The 13,947-nt window shown below is 72.7% G+C and carries 12 protein-coding genes; 7 read left to right on the plus strand and 5 right to left on the minus strand.

The genetic code is table 11. The features are described from left to right. The first annotated feature begins 21 nt into the window (after window positions 1–21). Window positions 22–1,407 (plus strand): FAD-dependent oxidoreductase, encoded by a 1,386-nt coding sequence (locus ACIGAN_RS02415; RefSeq protein ID WP_365738531.1) that lies wholly within the window; start codon window positions 22–24, stop codon window positions 1,405–1,407. Between the two features lie 114 nt (window positions 1,408–1,521). On the opposite strand, the gene ACIGAN_RS02420 is transcribed toward ACIGAN_RS02415, so the two are convergent. Next, a complete protein-coding gene (locus ACIGAN_RS02420) occupies window positions 1,522–1,854 on the minus strand; it encodes a hypothetical protein (protein WP_365099934.1) in 333 nt (110 codons plus the stop codon). 134 nt (window positions 1,855–1,988) lie between these two features. Between ACIGAN_RS02420 and ACIGAN_RS02425 the strand changes: the two genes are divergently transcribed. Next, complete coding sequence (locus ACIGAN_RS02425) at window positions 1,989–2,807, plus strand: rhomboid family intramembrane serine protease (RefSeq protein WP_365099937.1); 819 nt, start codon at window positions 1,989–1,991, stop codon at window positions 2,805–2,807. 18 nt (window positions 2,808–2,825) lie between these two features. Here the strand turns inward: ACIGAN_RS02425 and hemE are convergent, their stop codons facing one another. Further along, window positions 2,826–3,893: a uroporphyrinogen decarboxylase gene (gene hemE / locus ACIGAN_RS02430; protein ID WP_365099940.1), complete on the minus strand. Its 1,068-nt coding sequence runs from the start codon at window positions 3,891–3,893 to the stop codon at window positions 2,826–2,828. A 101-nt stretch (window positions 3,894–3,994) separates the two neighbouring features. Here hemE and ACIGAN_RS02435 point away from each other — a divergent pair, with 101 nt between their 5' ends. The 3 genes from ACIGAN_RS02435 (at window position 3,995) to ACIGAN_RS02445 (ending at window position 7,203) form a co-directional block, all read left to right on the plus strand. Further along, on the plus strand, window positions 3,995–4,669 hold the full coding sequence (locus tag ACIGAN_RS02435) for a DUF3000 domain-containing protein (RefSeq protein ID WP_365738535.1): 675 nt from the start codon (window positions 3,995–3,997) through the stop codon (window positions 4,667–4,669). 323 nt (window positions 4,670–4,992) lie between these two features. Then, complete coding sequence (locus ACIGAN_RS02440) at window positions 4,993–5,655, plus strand: response regulator transcription factor (protein WP_003993737.1); 663 nt, start codon at window positions 4,993–4,995, stop codon at window positions 5,653–5,655. A gap of 258 nt (window positions 5,656–5,913) precedes the next feature. Beyond that, complete coding sequence (locus ACIGAN_RS02445; protein WP_365738537.1) at window positions 5,914–7,203, plus strand: ribonuclease D; 1,290 nt, start codon at window positions 5,914–5,916, stop codon at window positions 7,201–7,203. Window positions 7,204–7,218: 15 nt separating this feature from the next. On the opposite strand, the gene ACIGAN_RS02450 is transcribed toward ACIGAN_RS02445, so the two are convergent. The 3 genes from ACIGAN_RS02450 to ACIGAN_RS02460 are packed head-to-tail and all read right to left on the minus strand — an operon-like array spanning window position 7,219 to window position 10,306. Further along, on the minus strand, window positions 7,219–8,049 hold the full coding sequence (locus ACIGAN_RS02450; RefSeq protein WP_399854505.1) for a carbohydrate ABC transporter permease: 831 nt from the start codon (window positions 8,047–8,049) through the stop codon (window positions 7,219–7,221). Then, a complete protein-coding gene (locus ACIGAN_RS02455) occupies window positions 8,046–8,993 on the minus strand; it encodes a carbohydrate ABC transporter permease (RefSeq protein WP_399854506.1) in 948 nt (315 codons plus the stop codon). Before ACIGAN_RS02455 ends, ACIGAN_RS02450 begins: the two co-directional genes overlap by 4 nt. Beyond that, window positions 8,993–10,306, minus strand: a complete 1,314-nt coding sequence (locus ACIGAN_RS02460) for an ABC transporter substrate-binding protein (RefSeq protein WP_399854507.1) — start codon at window positions 10,304–10,306, stop codon at window positions 8,993–8,995. Before ACIGAN_RS02460 ends, ACIGAN_RS02455 begins: the two co-directional genes overlap by 1 nt. A 163-nt stretch (window positions 10,307–10,469) precedes the next feature. Between ACIGAN_RS02460 and ACIGAN_RS02465 the strand changes: the two genes are divergently transcribed. Together ACIGAN_RS02465 and ACIGAN_RS02470 are read left to right on the plus strand one after the other, a co-directional pair. Further along, the gene (locus tag ACIGAN_RS02465) at window positions 10,470–12,842 is read left to right on the plus strand and encodes a glycoside hydrolase family 2 protein (RefSeq protein ID WP_399854508.1); all 2,373 of its coding nucleotides are present in this window, start codon (window positions 10,470–10,472) and stop codon (window positions 12,840–12,842) included. Next, complete coding sequence (locus ACIGAN_RS02470; RefSeq protein ID WP_399854509.1) at window positions 12,839–13,879, plus strand: LacI family DNA-binding transcriptional regulator; 1,041 nt, start codon at window positions 12,839–12,841, stop codon at window positions 13,877–13,879. The genes ACIGAN_RS02465 and ACIGAN_RS02470 overlap by 4 nt, the downstream gene beginning before the upstream one ends. The last annotated feature ends 68 nt before the right edge of the window (window positions 13,880–13,947 follow it).

Below are 13,947 nucleotides of genomic sequence, written 5' to 3' on the forward strand. Positions count from 1 at the left end.
CTGCTCCCGTAGCGTGTTCGCATGAACTTGAGCCGTACGCGCAGGGAGCGACTGGTCGTCATCGGCGGCGACGCCGCGGGCATGTCCGCGGCGTCGCAGGCCCGCCGCCTGAAGGGCCCCGGCGAGCTGGAGATCGTGGCGTTCGAACGGGGTCACTTCACGTCGTACTCGGCGTGCGGCATCCCCTACTGGGTGGGCGGCGAGGTCACCGACCGGGACCGGCTCATCGCCCGCACCCCGCAGGAGCACCGCGCGCGCGACATCGACCTGCGGCTGCGCACCGAGGTCACCGAGCTGGACCTGGACGGGCGGCGGGTGCGCGCCCGGGACCTCGATACGGGCGACGAGTCCTGGACGCCGTACGACAAGCTGGTGATCGCGACCGGGGCCCGGCCGATCCGTCCCGACCTGCCCGGGGCCGACGCGCCCGGGGTGCACGGCGTGCAGACGCTGGACGACGGCCAGGCCCTGCTCGACACGCTGGCGGGCACGCGCGGCCGGCGGGCGGTGGTGGTCGGGGCGGGGTACATCGGCGTGGAGATGGCCGAGGCGCTCATCAACCGCGGCTACGAGGTCACGGTGGTCAACCGGGGCAGCGAGCCCATGTCGACCCTCGACCCCGACATGGGGCGCCTGGTGCACGAGGCCATGGAGGGCCTGGGCATCACGATGGTGAACGACGCCGAGGTCACGAAGATCCTGACCGGGGACGACGGCCGGGTCCGGGCGGTGGCCACACAGGACCGGGAGTTCCCCGCGGACGTGGTCGTGCTCGGCATCGGCGTGCGCCCCGAGACGCAGCTCGCGAGGGCGGCCGGGCTCCCCCTCGGCATCCACGGCGGCCTGCTCACGGACCGTTCGATGCGGGTGCGCGGCCACGAGGACGTCTGGGCCGGCGGCGACTGCGTGGAGGTCCTCGACCTGGTCTCGGGCCAGTTGCGGCACATCCCGCTCGGCACCCACGCCAACAAGCACGGCCAGGTCATCGGCACCAACGCCGGCGGCGGCTACGCCACGTTCCCGGGCGTGGTCGGGACGGCGGTCAGCAAGGTCTGCGACCTGGAGATCGCCCGCACCGGCCTGCGCGAGAAGGACGCCCACCGCGTGGGGCTCCGGTTCGAGGCGGTCACCATCGAGTCGACCAGCCGCGCCGGCTACTACCCGAACGCCTCTCCCATGACGGTCAAGATGCTCGCCGAACTGCGCACCGGCCGCCTGCTCGGCGTGCAGATCGTCGGCCGGGAGGGCGCGGGCAAACGCGTCGACATCGCGGCGGTCGCGCTCACGGCGGGCATGACGGTGGAGCAGATGACGACCCTGGACCTGGGCTACGCCCCGCCGTTCTCCCCGGTCTGGGACCCGGTCCTGGTGGCGGCCCGCAAGGCGGCGGCGAAGGTGCGCGGTTGACCGCGCACCGACGGGACGCGGGGCCGTGCCGCCGCGCGTCCGCGCCGCGTGGGCGCGGGGAACCACGCCGGACCCGCGCCCGGCGGCCCGCCCGCACCCGGCGGCCCTGCGGCCCTACGCGGTCCCGGCCGTCCCGTTGATCCGGTCGATGGCCTGCCGTGCCTGCTCGGCCGGCGGCCTCGACGGCAAGGACGACACCGACGCGGCCCCCGCGGTCACCGCCGGCGGCTGCTCCCCCGCCGGCTTGGCGTGCGCGGCCGGCCGCGAGGACCGCAGCCGGTGGCTCACCGCCTCCTCCAGCGTCACCGGCCGCCGCCACTGCGCGGCCAGCCGCCCCGCGTCCTGGCCGAGGCGCGCCACGTCCTCCCAGGGCAGCCTCACCACCAGCGTCAGCTCCGCCTCGCCGTCGGGCAGGGCGTGCATCGGAGGAGTCACTCGGTCGTTCATCGCCTGTTCCTCACGTCGGCCCCGCGACCCGCCTTCCCCGCGCCGCGGGCGGTTGCCGACACATACGCACGCCCGTGCGGCCGCGTTCACACGCGTCACCGATTCACCGGCGGCGCTCCGGGCACACGGGCGGTGTGGTGATCCCCGTCCATGACGTGAACCCGGTGCGGCGCACCCCCTGGGTCACGTACGCGCTGCTGGCGGCCAACGTCGTCGTGTTCCTGCTCACCCCCGGCATGGCCGGCTCCCTCACGGGCGGGAGCAGCCTGGCCCAGCTGTGCCACCTCCAGGCGTTCCTCGACCACTGGGCGGCCGTGCCGCAGGAGCTGATCCACCATCGGATGCCGCGTCTGGTGCCCACCGGCGACGTGGGCGTGGGCCCGCAGGGGCCGGGCTGTGTGGTCGGCCCGCCGTCCTACGACAAGTCGCCCGAGCTCAGCGTGCTGACGGCGATGTTCCTGCACGGCGGCTGGCTGCACCTGCTGGGCAACATGCTGTTCCTGTGGATCTTCGGCAACAACATCGAGGACCGCATGGGCCACCTGCGCTTCCTGCTCTTCTACGGCGTCTGCGGCATCGCCGCCGCCTACGCCTTCGCGCTCCTCAACGCCGGCTCCGGCGCCCCGCTGATCGGCGCCTCGGGGGCGATCGCCGGCGTTCTGGGTGCCTATCTGGTGCTGTACCCGAAGGCCCGGGTGTGGGTGCTGGTCCCGTTCCTGGTCTTCCTGCCGCTGCGGCTGCCGGCCTGGATCGTGCTGGGCCTGTGGTTCGTGCTGCAGGCGGTGTACTCCTCCGGCGCGGGCGTCTCCGACGCCGGCACGGTGGCGTACGCGGCGCACGTCGCCGGGTTCGTCGTCGGCCTGCTGATCGCCCTGCCGCTGCGCCCCGGCACACCGCCCCCTCCACAGCCGCGCGGCATCCTGTTCGGCAGGCGGGCCCGGCCCGGGTGGTGACTCCCGGGCCGGACGGGCTCAGCGGGCGGTGTGCGTGTGGACGTACTCCACGAGCCGGGTCAGCGCGTCGGGGTCCGTGGCCGGCATGACGCCGTGGCCGAGGTTGAACACGTGGCCCTCCAGGCCCGCGGCCGACTCCAGGACCTCCCGGGTCTTGGCCTCGACGGCCTCGGTGGGGGCGAACAGCACGGTCGGGTCGAGGTTGCCCTGGAGCGCCTTGCCGGGGCCGACGCGGCGGGCGGCCTCGTCCATCGGGACGCGCCAGTCGACGCCGACGACGTCCGCGCCGGCCTCGCCCATGAGGCCCAGCAGCTCGCCGGTGCCGACGCCGAAGTGGATGCGCGGGACGCCGTAGCCGGCCACGGCCTGGAAGACCTTCGCCGATGCCGGCAGCACCGAGCGCCGGTAGTCGACGGGGGCCAGCGCACCGGCCCAGGAGTCGAACAGCTGGACGGCCGAGGCGCCCGCCTCGATCTGCACCTTCAGGAAGGCGGCCGTGATGTCCGCGAGGCGGTCGAGCAGGTCGGCCCACAGCTCCGGGTCGCCGTACATCATCGCCTTGGCGTTCTCGTAGGTGCGGGACGGGCCGCCCTCGACGAGGTAGCTGGCGAGGGTGAAGGGGGCGCCCGCGAACCCGATGAGCGGGGTCGCGCCGAGTTCGGCGGTGAGCAGGCCGATGGCCTCGGTGACGTAGGAGACGTCCTCGGGGGTGAGGTCGCGCAGCCGGGCGAGGTCGGCGCGGGTGCGGACCGGGCTCTCCACCACCGGGCCGACGCCGGGCTTGATGTCGAGGTCGATGCCGATGGCCTTGAGCGGGACGACGATGTCGCTGAAGTAGATCGCCGCGTCCACGCCGTGCCGGCGGACCGGCTGGAGCGTGATCTCGGTGACCAGCTCGGGCCGCATGCAGGACTCCAGCATGGGGATGCCCTCGCGCACCTTGCGGTACTCCGGCAGCGAACGCCCGGCCTGCCGCATGAACCACACCGGCGTGTGCGGCACGGGCTCGCGCCGGCACGCCCTGAGGAAGGCGGAGTCGTACGGGGCGGACGGCTGCGGGGCCCGGGGGGCGTCGTTGGCACTCACGGGCCAAGTTTCGCACGCCGCCGGACAGCGCGATCCAGCCCCTGGACGGGCGCGGGGTGTCTAGCCCGGCACCCGGGCTCCGGTCCCCGTAATCTTCCCGCATGGCTGCGGCTCAGGGACGACTGTCGGACGGCGCTGGCGGAATGGACGAAGCGAAGGACACCGAGGACGACCGGCGGGAGGCGGACTCTTCCCCGCTGCCCTTCCGGGCCGCTGTCGACGCGCTCAGGACGGCGCGGCTGCGACCCCAGATCGAGGTGGAGCCGACGCCGGCGCCCAAGCGGCTCGCCCCGTACTCCTACGCCCTGGAGGCCGCGGTCGTCGACGGCGACCAGGACCTGGCGGACGGCCGCCTGGTGCTGCTGCACGATCCGGCCGGGCACGACGCCTGGCGGGGTACCTTCCGGCTGGTGACGCTGGTGCGCGCCGAGCTGGAGCCGGAGATGGCCGCGGACCCGCTGCTGCCGGAGGTGTGCTGGTCCTGGCTGACCGGCGCGCTGCAGACGCGCGGGCTCACCTACGGGGAGCCGAGCGGCACGGTCACGCGGGCGAGCTCCCACTACTTCGGCGGGCTGTCCGCCCGCCCCGCCGCCTCGCAGATCGAGATCCGCGCTTCGTGGACGCCGCGCGAGGGCCTGGGCGGGGTGCCGGACACGGCCGCGCACCTGGCGTCCTGGTGCGACCTGCTGGCCCAGGTCGCGGGGCTGCCCCCGGCCGGGCCCGGCGACGCGTCCGTGGTGACGCTGCCCCAGCGGCGCGGGCCCCAGTCCCACTGATCGAACCCCTTCCCACCCCGTACTGATCGAACTTGTACGGGGTGGTCAACGCTGCCCTGCCGACGATCACACCTGCGTCCCCCTCTTGGCCGAATCACTTTGTCGATACGGCCACTTTCGACCGCGTACCGACGCAGACCGAAACCGTCCGGCCTTCGAATGATCGACCGCCTGTCCGAATTGCACTGATTGTTATCACTGAATCGTGATCATTCTCTAAAGGCGGACGGGGCGGCTGCCGAAGACCTCAGTGACCTTGAAAGCACGGTTCGTCCCGGCTTCATCCCCACGAGCCGGCCCCGTCCCGCACCCCAGGAGGCCTGGTGTCCGTTCTCCTCGAGCAGCCCGCAAGCCTGGTCGCCTACCGCCCGAACAAGCCGACCGCCATGGTGGTCGTGGCCGACCCGCGCGTCCGTTCCACCGTCACCCGCCACCTGTGGGCGCTCGGTGTGCGCGATGTCATCGAGGCCTCGTCCATCGCGGAGGCTCGTCCCCGCATCGGCAACCCCCGCGACATCTGCGTCGCCGACGTCCACCTGCCGGATGGCTCCGGCCTCACCCTGCTGTCCGAGACCCGCGCCGCGGGCTGGCCCAACGGCCTCGCCCTCTCCGCGGCCGACGACATCGGCGCCGTGCGCAACGCGCTCGCCGGCGGTGTGAAGGGCTACGTGGTCACCGGCACCCGCACCAACGTCGGGCTCCCCACCCGGCCGGGCGCCGCCCCCATCGGCGCCGCCGCCGCGCGTCTGCACCGCCGCCCCCCGGGTGCCCCGAGCCACCCGGGCGGCTACCGCGAACTGTCCGGCCGCGAGGTCGAGGTGCTGCGGCTGGTCGCCGAAGGCCAGTCGAACAAGGCGATCGGCGTCTCGATGGGCCTGTCCGCGCTGACCGTCAAGAGCCACCTCGCCCGCATCGCCCGCAAGCTCGGCACGGGCGACCGCGCCGGGATGGTGGCGGTGGCCCTGCGCACCGGCATCATCCACTGACCCCGCCCGCCGGCCGCCCGCGGATCACCCGATCCGCTCCGCCCCGACTCCGTGACCGACCCTCGGTGATCGACCCTCGGTGATCGACCCTCAGTGATCCTTCACTCACGTGAACGGGACCGGCCGCTCGGTCCCTTCCCTTCCCACGCGGCTCGCCGACCCGTCACTTCCCCGACATGACTGGTTTGCGACCCTCGAGCGCCCGTCGACGGAACGTTCCGTCGGCGGGCGCTGTCCATACATGGATACCCTTGACAGGTGACCGACGCCCACGACACCGCAGCAGACAGCCCACTGCGAACCACCGGAGGCGCCCCTCCGGACGACGGCGGATCTTCTGCTGCGGAGGCGCCGATCCCCCTGCTGGAGCCGCGCGAGGGCATTCCGCCCGTCGTCGCGGACGAGGCCGCCCTGGCCCGGGTCATCGCCGCCTTCGAGGCGGGCTCCGGCCCGGTCGCCGTCGACGCCGAGCGGGCGTCCGGCTACCGCTACGGCCAGCGCGCCTACCTGGTGCAGCTGCGCCGCGAGGGTGCCGGCACGGCGCTGATCGACCCCGTGGCCTGCCCCGACCTGTCGGCGCTGGGCGAGGCCCTGTCCGGCGTGGAGTGGGTGCTGCACGCGGCCACGCAGGACCTGCCGTGTCTGCGCGAGATAGGCATGGTGCCGACGCGGCTGTTCGACACGGAGCTGGCCGGGCGGCTCGCCGGGTTCCCGCGGGTCGGCCTCGGCGCGATGGTCGAGAGCGTGCTGGGCTTCGTCCTGGAGAAGGGCCACTCCGCCGTCGACTGGTCCACCCGGCCGCTGCCCGAGCCCTGGCTGCGCTACGCGGCGCTGGACGTGGAGCTGCTGGTCGACCTGCGCGACGCGCTGGAGAAGGAGCTGGACCGGCAGGGCAAGCTGGACTGGGCCCGCCAGGAGTTCGACGCGATCGCCTCCGCCCCGCCGCCCGAACCCCGCAAGGACCCCTGGCGGCGCACGTCCGGCATGCACAAGGTGCGCCGGCGGCGGCAGCTGGCGGTCGTGCGCGAGCTGTGGCAGACGCGGGACCGGATCGCGCAGCGGCGGGACGTCTCGCCCGGCAAGGTGCTCGGGGACGCGGCCATCGTGGAGGCCGCGCTCGCCCTTCCGGCCAACGTGCACGCGCTGGCCGCGCTGAACGGCTTCGGGCACCGGATGGGCAAGCGGCAGCTGGAGCAGTGGCAGGCGGCGGTGGACCGGGCGAAGGCGCTGAGCGAGGCGCAGCTGCCGCAGCCGGGGCAGCCGGTGACCGGGCCGCCGCCGCCCCGGGCCTGGGCCGACAAGGACCCCGCGGCGGCGGCGCGGCTGTCCGCCGCCCGGGCCGGGGTGTCCGCGCTCGCCGAGGAACTCACCATGCCGCAGGAGAACCTGATCACGCCGGACACGGTGCGGCGGGTGTGCTGGGAGCCGCCGGCGGTGGTGGACGCGGAGTCCGTCGCGGCGGCGCTGGCCGGGTACGGGGCCCGCCCGTGGCAGGTGGAGCAGGTCACGCCGGTGCTGGTGACCGCCCTGTCCGCCGAGGCGCCGTAGCCGGCGGGTGCCTCCTCACCGGGTCGCCCCCTGGGTGAAGCCGTTGTAGATGTACCGCTGGAGGCTCAGGAAGACGATCAGGGTCGGGAGGATCACCAGGATCGTCCCCGCCGAGATCGTCTCCCAGTGGGCTCCGAACGGACCCTTGAAGCGGAACAGGGACGTCGAGATCACGCCAAGATCTTCCGACGGCATGTACAGGAACGGGATGTAGAAGTCGTTGTAGGTCGTGATGCCCTTCACGATCACCACCGTCGCGATCGCCGGTTTCAGCAGCGGGAAGATGATCCTGCGGTAGATCGTGAAGGCGTTGGCGCCGTCCAGCCGGGCCGCCTCGTCCAGGGAGGTGGGGATGGACCGCACGAACTGCAGGAAGATGTAGATCGAGACGATGTCCGTGCCCATGTAGAGGGCGATCGGCGCCCAGAGGCTGTCGAACATGCCGAAGCTGTTCACGATCTGGAAGGTCGCCACCTGCGTCGTGACGCCGGGGACCAGGGCGGCGATCAAAAACAGGGCCAGGACCGGCCTCTTGCAGCGGAAGCTGAAGCGGTCGATCGCATAGGCCGTCATGGAGCCGATCAGGACCGTGCCGCCGATGGCGAAGACCAGGATGAACGCGGTGTTGGCGAACGCGGCGAGCATCCGGCCGTCCTGGAACGCGGTCGCGTAGTTGCCGAGGTGGAACGGGTCGTCGGGAAGCGCCAGGGCTTCGCTGCCGTTGGCCATCTCCCGCTCGGACTTCAGGGACGTCAGCAGGACGGCCGCCGGCGGGAGCAGCACCACCGCGGTCGCGGTGAGCAGCGACGCGTACATCAGGGCGCGGGCGACTGCGCGGCGCGTCATGTGAGGTCCACCTTGTCGTCGGGGACGAGGCGCCGCTGCAGCCAGGTCACGGCCAGGACGATCAGCAGCAGCACGACCGCGGCCGCCGAGGCGAGCCCCGTCTTGTTGAACTGGAAGGCCAGCTTCACGGTCTGGATCACGAAGGTCTCGGTGCCGGTCGCGCCGCCGGTCATGATGTACGGGATCTCGAAGACCGACAGGGAGCCGGAGATCGACAGGATCACGGTCAGCGACAGGACCGGCTTGATGCCGGGCGCGATGATGTGGCGGAACTGGTGCCAGCGGTTGGCGCCGTCCAGTTCGGCCGCCTCGTAGAGGTCCGCGGGGATCGACTGGATCGCGCCGAGGAAGAGGACGAAGTTCAGGCCCAGGTGGCGCCAGACCGAGACGGCCGCCAGGGAGGTGTTCGCCGACTCCGGGGTGCCCAGCCAGGCGCGATCGGTCTCCGCGCCGAACAGGCCGAGGAGCGAGTCGAGGGTGCCGCCGTCCTGGAAGAAGTAGAGGAAGACGAAGCCGATCGCCACCCCGTTGATCAGGTACGGGAAGAACAGCACGCCCTTGAAGAAGTTCCGGAAGCGGACGTCGAAGCTCAGGACGGTGGCGAAGTACAGCGCGGCGGCGATCTGGAAGACGGAGGCGGCCAGGTAGTAGCCGCTGACCCAGAAGACCTCGAACAGGTCGGAGCGGGTGAACAGTTCGGTGTAGTTCCCGGCGCCCGTGTAGCGCAGCCCGGGGCTGACGCCGTCCCAGTCGGTGAAGCTGTACGCGATCATGTTGGCGATCGGCGCGTAGGTGAAGACGATCAGGAGCGTGAGCGGGGCGAGCAGGAACAGCCAGGGGGTGATCCCGCCCCACAGGCGTGCCGCGCGCGGGGCCGGGGCCGGTCGTGGGGCGGCCGGGCCGGGGACGGGCCGGGCGGCCGCCTTCTCGGTGGTGTCCGTCATCAGGACCCCAGCGACTTCCGGGTCTCGGTCCACTTCCTCGCCAGGCCGTCCAGGAAGTCGTCCAGGCTGCCCTCGGTGGCGCCGCGGGCCAGGTCGACGAGGTCCTGGCGGTAGTCGGGCTTGTTGATGCCGACCTCGGACGCGTTGTCGATGGACTTCACCTCGGCGCCCTTGGAGTCGTCGAGGTCGAGGAGCTTCACGCCGGCCTGCTCGTAGGGTTCGAGGACGCCGGGCAGCGGGTCGTCCTTCAGCGGGGACAGGGCCAGGTTGTCCTCGGCGTAGCCGGACTCGTCGGTGAACCAGTCGATCCAGGCGCGGGCCGCGGCCTTGTGGTCGGAGTGGATGTTGACGGCCTGGTTGTAGTCGGGCAGCGCGACCGCGCAGAACCTGCCGTCGCGCTGCGCCGGGAAGGGCATGAACCCGATGTCGTCGGGGTTCGCGCCCGCCTGCCGCGCGGCGCCCCGCAGCTGGATGACGGCCCAGGAGCCGAGCCACATGGTGGCGATCTCGCCCTTGGCCAGCCGGGCCTTGGAGGCCTCCCAGTTGGTGGTGGTCGGGTCCTTCTCGGCGAGTCCCCGGCGCACGACGTCGTACAGCAGGGTGTCGGCGGTCCGCAGGTCGGAGCCCTCGGCCCAGGGGTTGCCCTCGGCGAGCCGGGTGGTGGCCCGCTCGTCGCAGCTGACCGAGCCGTTGACCTGGGTCCACTGGGTGAGCGGCCACCCGTCCTTGAAGTTGGTGTAGTACGGGACGGCGTCGGTCCTCTCCTTGATCGCCTCCAGGCCGGCGAGGAACTCGGCCGGGGTCTTCGGCCAGCCGGTGACGCCGGCGCGTTGCCAGACCCTCTTGTTGTAGACGAACCCGGGGACCGCGCCGAGCGGGCTCTGGCCGTAGACCTTGCCGCCGACGGTGGTGTAGTCGGTGAAGCGGTACTTCTCGCTGCGCTCGGCCCGGCTGCCCAGGGACGCGAAGAACCTCGGGTAGTCCTTCTTCTCGATCACGCCCGGGATCATCAGGACGTCGCCGTAGTTCTCCGTGTTCATCCGGATCTTCACTTCGCCCTCGTAGTCGGTCACGGCGTCGAACTCGACCCGCACACCGGGGTACGTCCTGCGGAACTCGGCGGCGTACTTCTTCATCGTCCCGTCCTGCACGAGGTCGGTGCGGTGGGTGAGGACCGTGATGGTCCCGGAGACCTCGGAGGGGTCGTCGGGCGCCTCGGCATCCGCGCCTTGCGCGCTGCCTCCGGTGCCGGTGCAGCCGGAGGCCAGCAGGGCCGCTCCGACGGTGAGGGCGAGGACGGTACGGCGGTTCATGTGCATCAGCTCCGTTCGCGGAGGGGGACTCGGGACGGACGAGCACGTGCGGTATGGCTGGTTCGGCACTCTGGCAGCGCTTGCTCAACCGGTAAAGTCCCAATCCCGCCAACGATGCGAAACCGACGATCGGCTCTGGACTCAACCGGTAAAGGGAGTGCGCATGCTGGAGGTCACACCGCTCGGCGAGGGATGGATCCTGCGGCACGGCCCGGACGCGCTGCCGGCCGCCGTGCCGGGCTGCGTGCACACCGACCTGATGGCGGCAGGGGTGATCCCGGACCCGTTCCTCGGCCGGAACGAGACCGAGGTGGCCTGGGTGGGGCGCCGGGACTGGACCTACGAGCGGGAACTGGACGGCTCGTCGGCGCAGGAGCAGACCGACCTGGTCTTCGACGGGCTCGACACGGTCGCCGAGATCTCCCTGGACGGGCGGCCGCTGGGGACCGTGCGGAACATGCACCGCTCCCACCGGTTCGACGTCACGGGCCTGTCCGGGCGGCTGTCGGTGCGGTTCCGCTCCGCTTACGCGGAGGCCGAGACCGTGCGGAACCGGCTGGGCGAGCGGCCGGCCGCCTACGCCGAGCCGTACCAGTACGTGCGCAAGATGGCCTGCTCCTTCGGCTGGGACTGGGGGCCGGCCCTGGTCACGGCCGGGATCTGGCGGCCGGTGCGCCTGGAGCACTGGTCGACGGCCCGGATCGCCCGGGTGCGGCCCCTGGTGACCGTCGAGGAGGGCACCGGGGTCGTCGAGCTGGCCGTGGACGTCGAGCGGACGCGGGTGGAGGCACCGCTCGCCGTGCGGGCGTCCGTGGCCGGGGTGCGGGCCCGTGCGGAGATCGGGGGGACGGGCGGGACGGTTCGTCTGCGGGTGCCGGACCCGGCGCTGTGGTGGCCCCGCGGCTACGGCGAGCAGCCCTTGTACGACGTGGAGTTGACGCTGCTGCACGGCGACGAGGAGCTGGACGTGTGGCGGCGGCGGATCGGCTTCAGAACCGTCGGGCTGGACCGGCGGGTCGATGCGCACGGCACCGGTTTCACCCTCGTCGTGAACGGCGAGCGGCTCTTCGCCCGGGGCGTCAACTGGATCCCGGACGACGTCTTCCCGTCCCGGATCACCCGCGCCCGCTACCGGGAGCGGCTGGAGCAGGCCGCCGACGCGGGCGTGGACCTCGTACGCGTCTGGGGCGGCGGCCTGTACGAGAGCGCGGACTTCTACGACGCCTGCGACGAACTCGGCCTGCTGGTCTGGCAGGACTTCCCGTTCGCCTGCGCGGCCTACCCGGAGGAGCAGCCGCTGCGCGGGGAGGTGGAGGCCGAGGCGCGGGAGAACGTCGTCCGGCTGATGCCGCACCCGTCGCTGGTGCTGTGGAACGGCAACAACGAGAACCTGTGGGGCTTTCGCGACTGGGGGTGGGAGCCGCAACTGGCCGGGGACTCCTGGGGCGAGGGCTACTACCTGGGCCTGCTCCCGCGGGTGGTGGCCGAGCTGGACCCGACCCGGCCCTACACGGCGGGCAGCCCCTGGTCCGGGTCGTGGCGGCACCATCCGAACGACCCGGCGCACGGCACGCACCACTCGTGGGAGGTGTGGAACCGCGAGGACTACGCCGGCTACCGGCGCAGCGTGCCCCGGTTCGTCGCCGAGTTCGGCTGGCAGGCGCCGCCCGCGTACGCCACGCTGCGCCGCGCGCTGCCCGGCGAGGATCTCGCGCCGGACTCCCCCGGCATGCTGCACCACCAGAAGGCCGACGACGGCAACGGCAAGCTGGAGCGCGGCCTGGCCCGGCACTTCACGGTGCCGCAGGGCGACTTCGACCGCTGGCACTACCTCACCCAGGTCAACCAGGCCCGGGCGGTCGCGGCCGGGATCGAGCACTGGCGCGCGCACTGGCCGGTGTGCGCGGGCACGGTCCTCTGGCAGCTCAACGACTGCTGGCCGGTGACCTCCTGGGCGGCGATCGACGGGGACGGGCGCGAGAAGCCGCTGTTCCACGAGCTGAAACGGCTCTACGCGGACCGGTTGCCGGTGATCCTGCGGACGCGGGACGGGCGGCTGGAGCTGGCCGCGGTGAACCAGGCGGCCGGGGACTGGACGGGGACGCTGACCCTGCGGCGGATGTCCGTCGGGGGCGAGGTGCTGGGGCGGCGCTCCGTGTCCCTGGCGGCCGGGGCGCGCAGCGTGGCACGGGTCGGGGTGCCCGACTCACTGGTGCCGGCGGGCCCCGGTGAGTTCCTGGTCGCCGACGCGGACGGGCTGCGGGCGGTGCACTTCCCGGTGCCCGACTGGGAAGTCGCCTATCCGCGGCCGCAGTTCGAGGTCGCGCTCGCCCCGGAGGGGATCACGGTGACCGCCCGTACGCTGGTGCGGGACCTGCTCCTGCAGGCCGACCGGCTCGATCCGTCGGCGCGGGCCGACCGGGGGCTGGTCACGCTGCTGCCGGGCGAGGAGGTGACCATCGGGGTGCGCGGCTGGAAGACTCCGGACGCGGAACGTGCTCGATCGGCCCTGTACTGCGTGGAGCCCACCCGATGACGGCAACGCCGACCCCCCGCGTCACCATCAAGGACGTCGCCGCGCGCGCCGGCGTGTCCAAGGGTGCCGTGTCCCTGGCCTTCAACCGCAAGCCGGGGCTGTCCGAGGCGACCCGGGAGCGGATCTTCCGGGCGGCGCGGGAGCTCGGCTGGGCGCCGAGTCTCACGGCCCGGACGCTGGCCGGGTCGCGGGTGGACGTGGTGGGGCTCGCGGTGTGCCGGCCGGCCCGGATGCTCGGTCTCGAGCCCTGGTACATGGAGTTCGTGTCGGGCGTGGAGAGCGTGCTGGCCGAGCACTCCTGCTCGCTGCTGCTGCGCCTCGTGCGGAGCCTGGACGAGGAGGTGGGCGTCCAGGAGGGGTGGTGGCGAGGGCGGCAGGTCGGCGGGTCGATCCTGGTCGACTTCCGGGCCGACGATCCCCGGATGGGCCTGGTGCAGCGGCTCGGGCTGCCGGCCGTCGCGGTCGGGCACCCCTCGCTGACCGGGGGTCTCACCTCGGTGTGGACGGACGACGCCTCGGCCGTGACGGAGGCGGTGCGGTATCTGGCCGCGCTGGGGCACCGGCGGATCGCCCGGGTGGGCGGGGCGGCTGACCTCGGGCACACCTCGATCCGGACGGCGGCGTTCGACGAGGCGGCGGGCTCGCTGGCGCTGGCCGGGGCGTGGCAGGTGGCGACGGACTTCTCGGGGGACGCGGGGGCGCGGGCCACCCGGTCGCTGCTGGCGGCCGCGCCGCCGGACCGGCCGACGGCGATCGTGTACGACAACGACATCATGGCGGTGGCCGGTCTTTCGGTGGCGGCGGAGATGGGGCTGCGGGTGCCGCAGGACGTGTCGCTGCTGGCGTGGGACGACTCGCAGCTGTGCCGGCTGACGCATCCGACGCTGTCCGCGATGAGCCATGACGTGCACGGATTCGGGGCGGAGGTGGCCCGGACGCTGTTCTCGGTGATCGCCGGCGGGGAAGGGGTGGTCTCGCATCCGGTGCCCACGCCCGTCCTGACGCCCCGGGGGTCCACGGCGCCGCCGAAGGTGTGACCTTCACCGCTGTGCCTGTCAGGACTGTGCAGCCACGTTACTCATAAGTAGCATGGGGACTGAGCGCG

It is taken from the genome of Streptomyces sp. NPDC085931 (assembly GCF_044540565.1).
GTDB lineage: Bacteria > Actinomycetota > Actinomycetes > Streptomycetales > Streptomycetaceae > Streptomyces.

Coding starts and splice junctions, on each gene's coding strand:
- ACIGAN_RS02420 (WP_365099934.1), bottom strand. CDS start 1,854: ATGAACGACCGAGTGACTCCTCCGATGCACGCCCTGCCCGACGGCGAG.
- ACIGAN_RS02460 (WP_399854507.1), bottom strand. CDS start 10,306: ATGAACCGCCGTACCGTCCTCGCCCTCACCGTCGGAGCGGCCCTGCTG.
- ACIGAN_RS02470 (WP_399854509.1), top strand. CDS start 12,839: ATGACGGCAACGCCGACCCCCCGCGTCACCATCAAGGACGTCGCCGCG.
- ACIGAN_RS02415 (WP_365738531.1), top strand. CDS start 22: ATGAACTTGAGCCGTACGCGCAGGGAGCGACTGGTCGTCATCGGCGGC.
- ACIGAN_RS02450 (WP_399854505.1), bottom strand. CDS start 8,049: ATGACGCGCCGCGCAGTCGCCCGCGCCCTGATGTACGCGTCGCTGCTC.
- ACIGAN_RS02455 (WP_399854506.1), bottom strand. CDS start 8,993: ATGACGGACACCACCGAGAAGGCGGCCGCCCGGCCCGTCCCCGGCCCG.
- ACIGAN_RS02465 (WP_399854508.1), top strand. CDS start 10,470: ATGCTGGAGGTCACACCGCTCGGCGAGGGATGGATCCTGCGGCACGGC.
- ACIGAN_RS02435 (WP_365738535.1), top strand. CDS start 3,995: ATGGCTGCGGCTCAGGGACGACTGTCGGACGGCGCTGGCGGAATGGAC.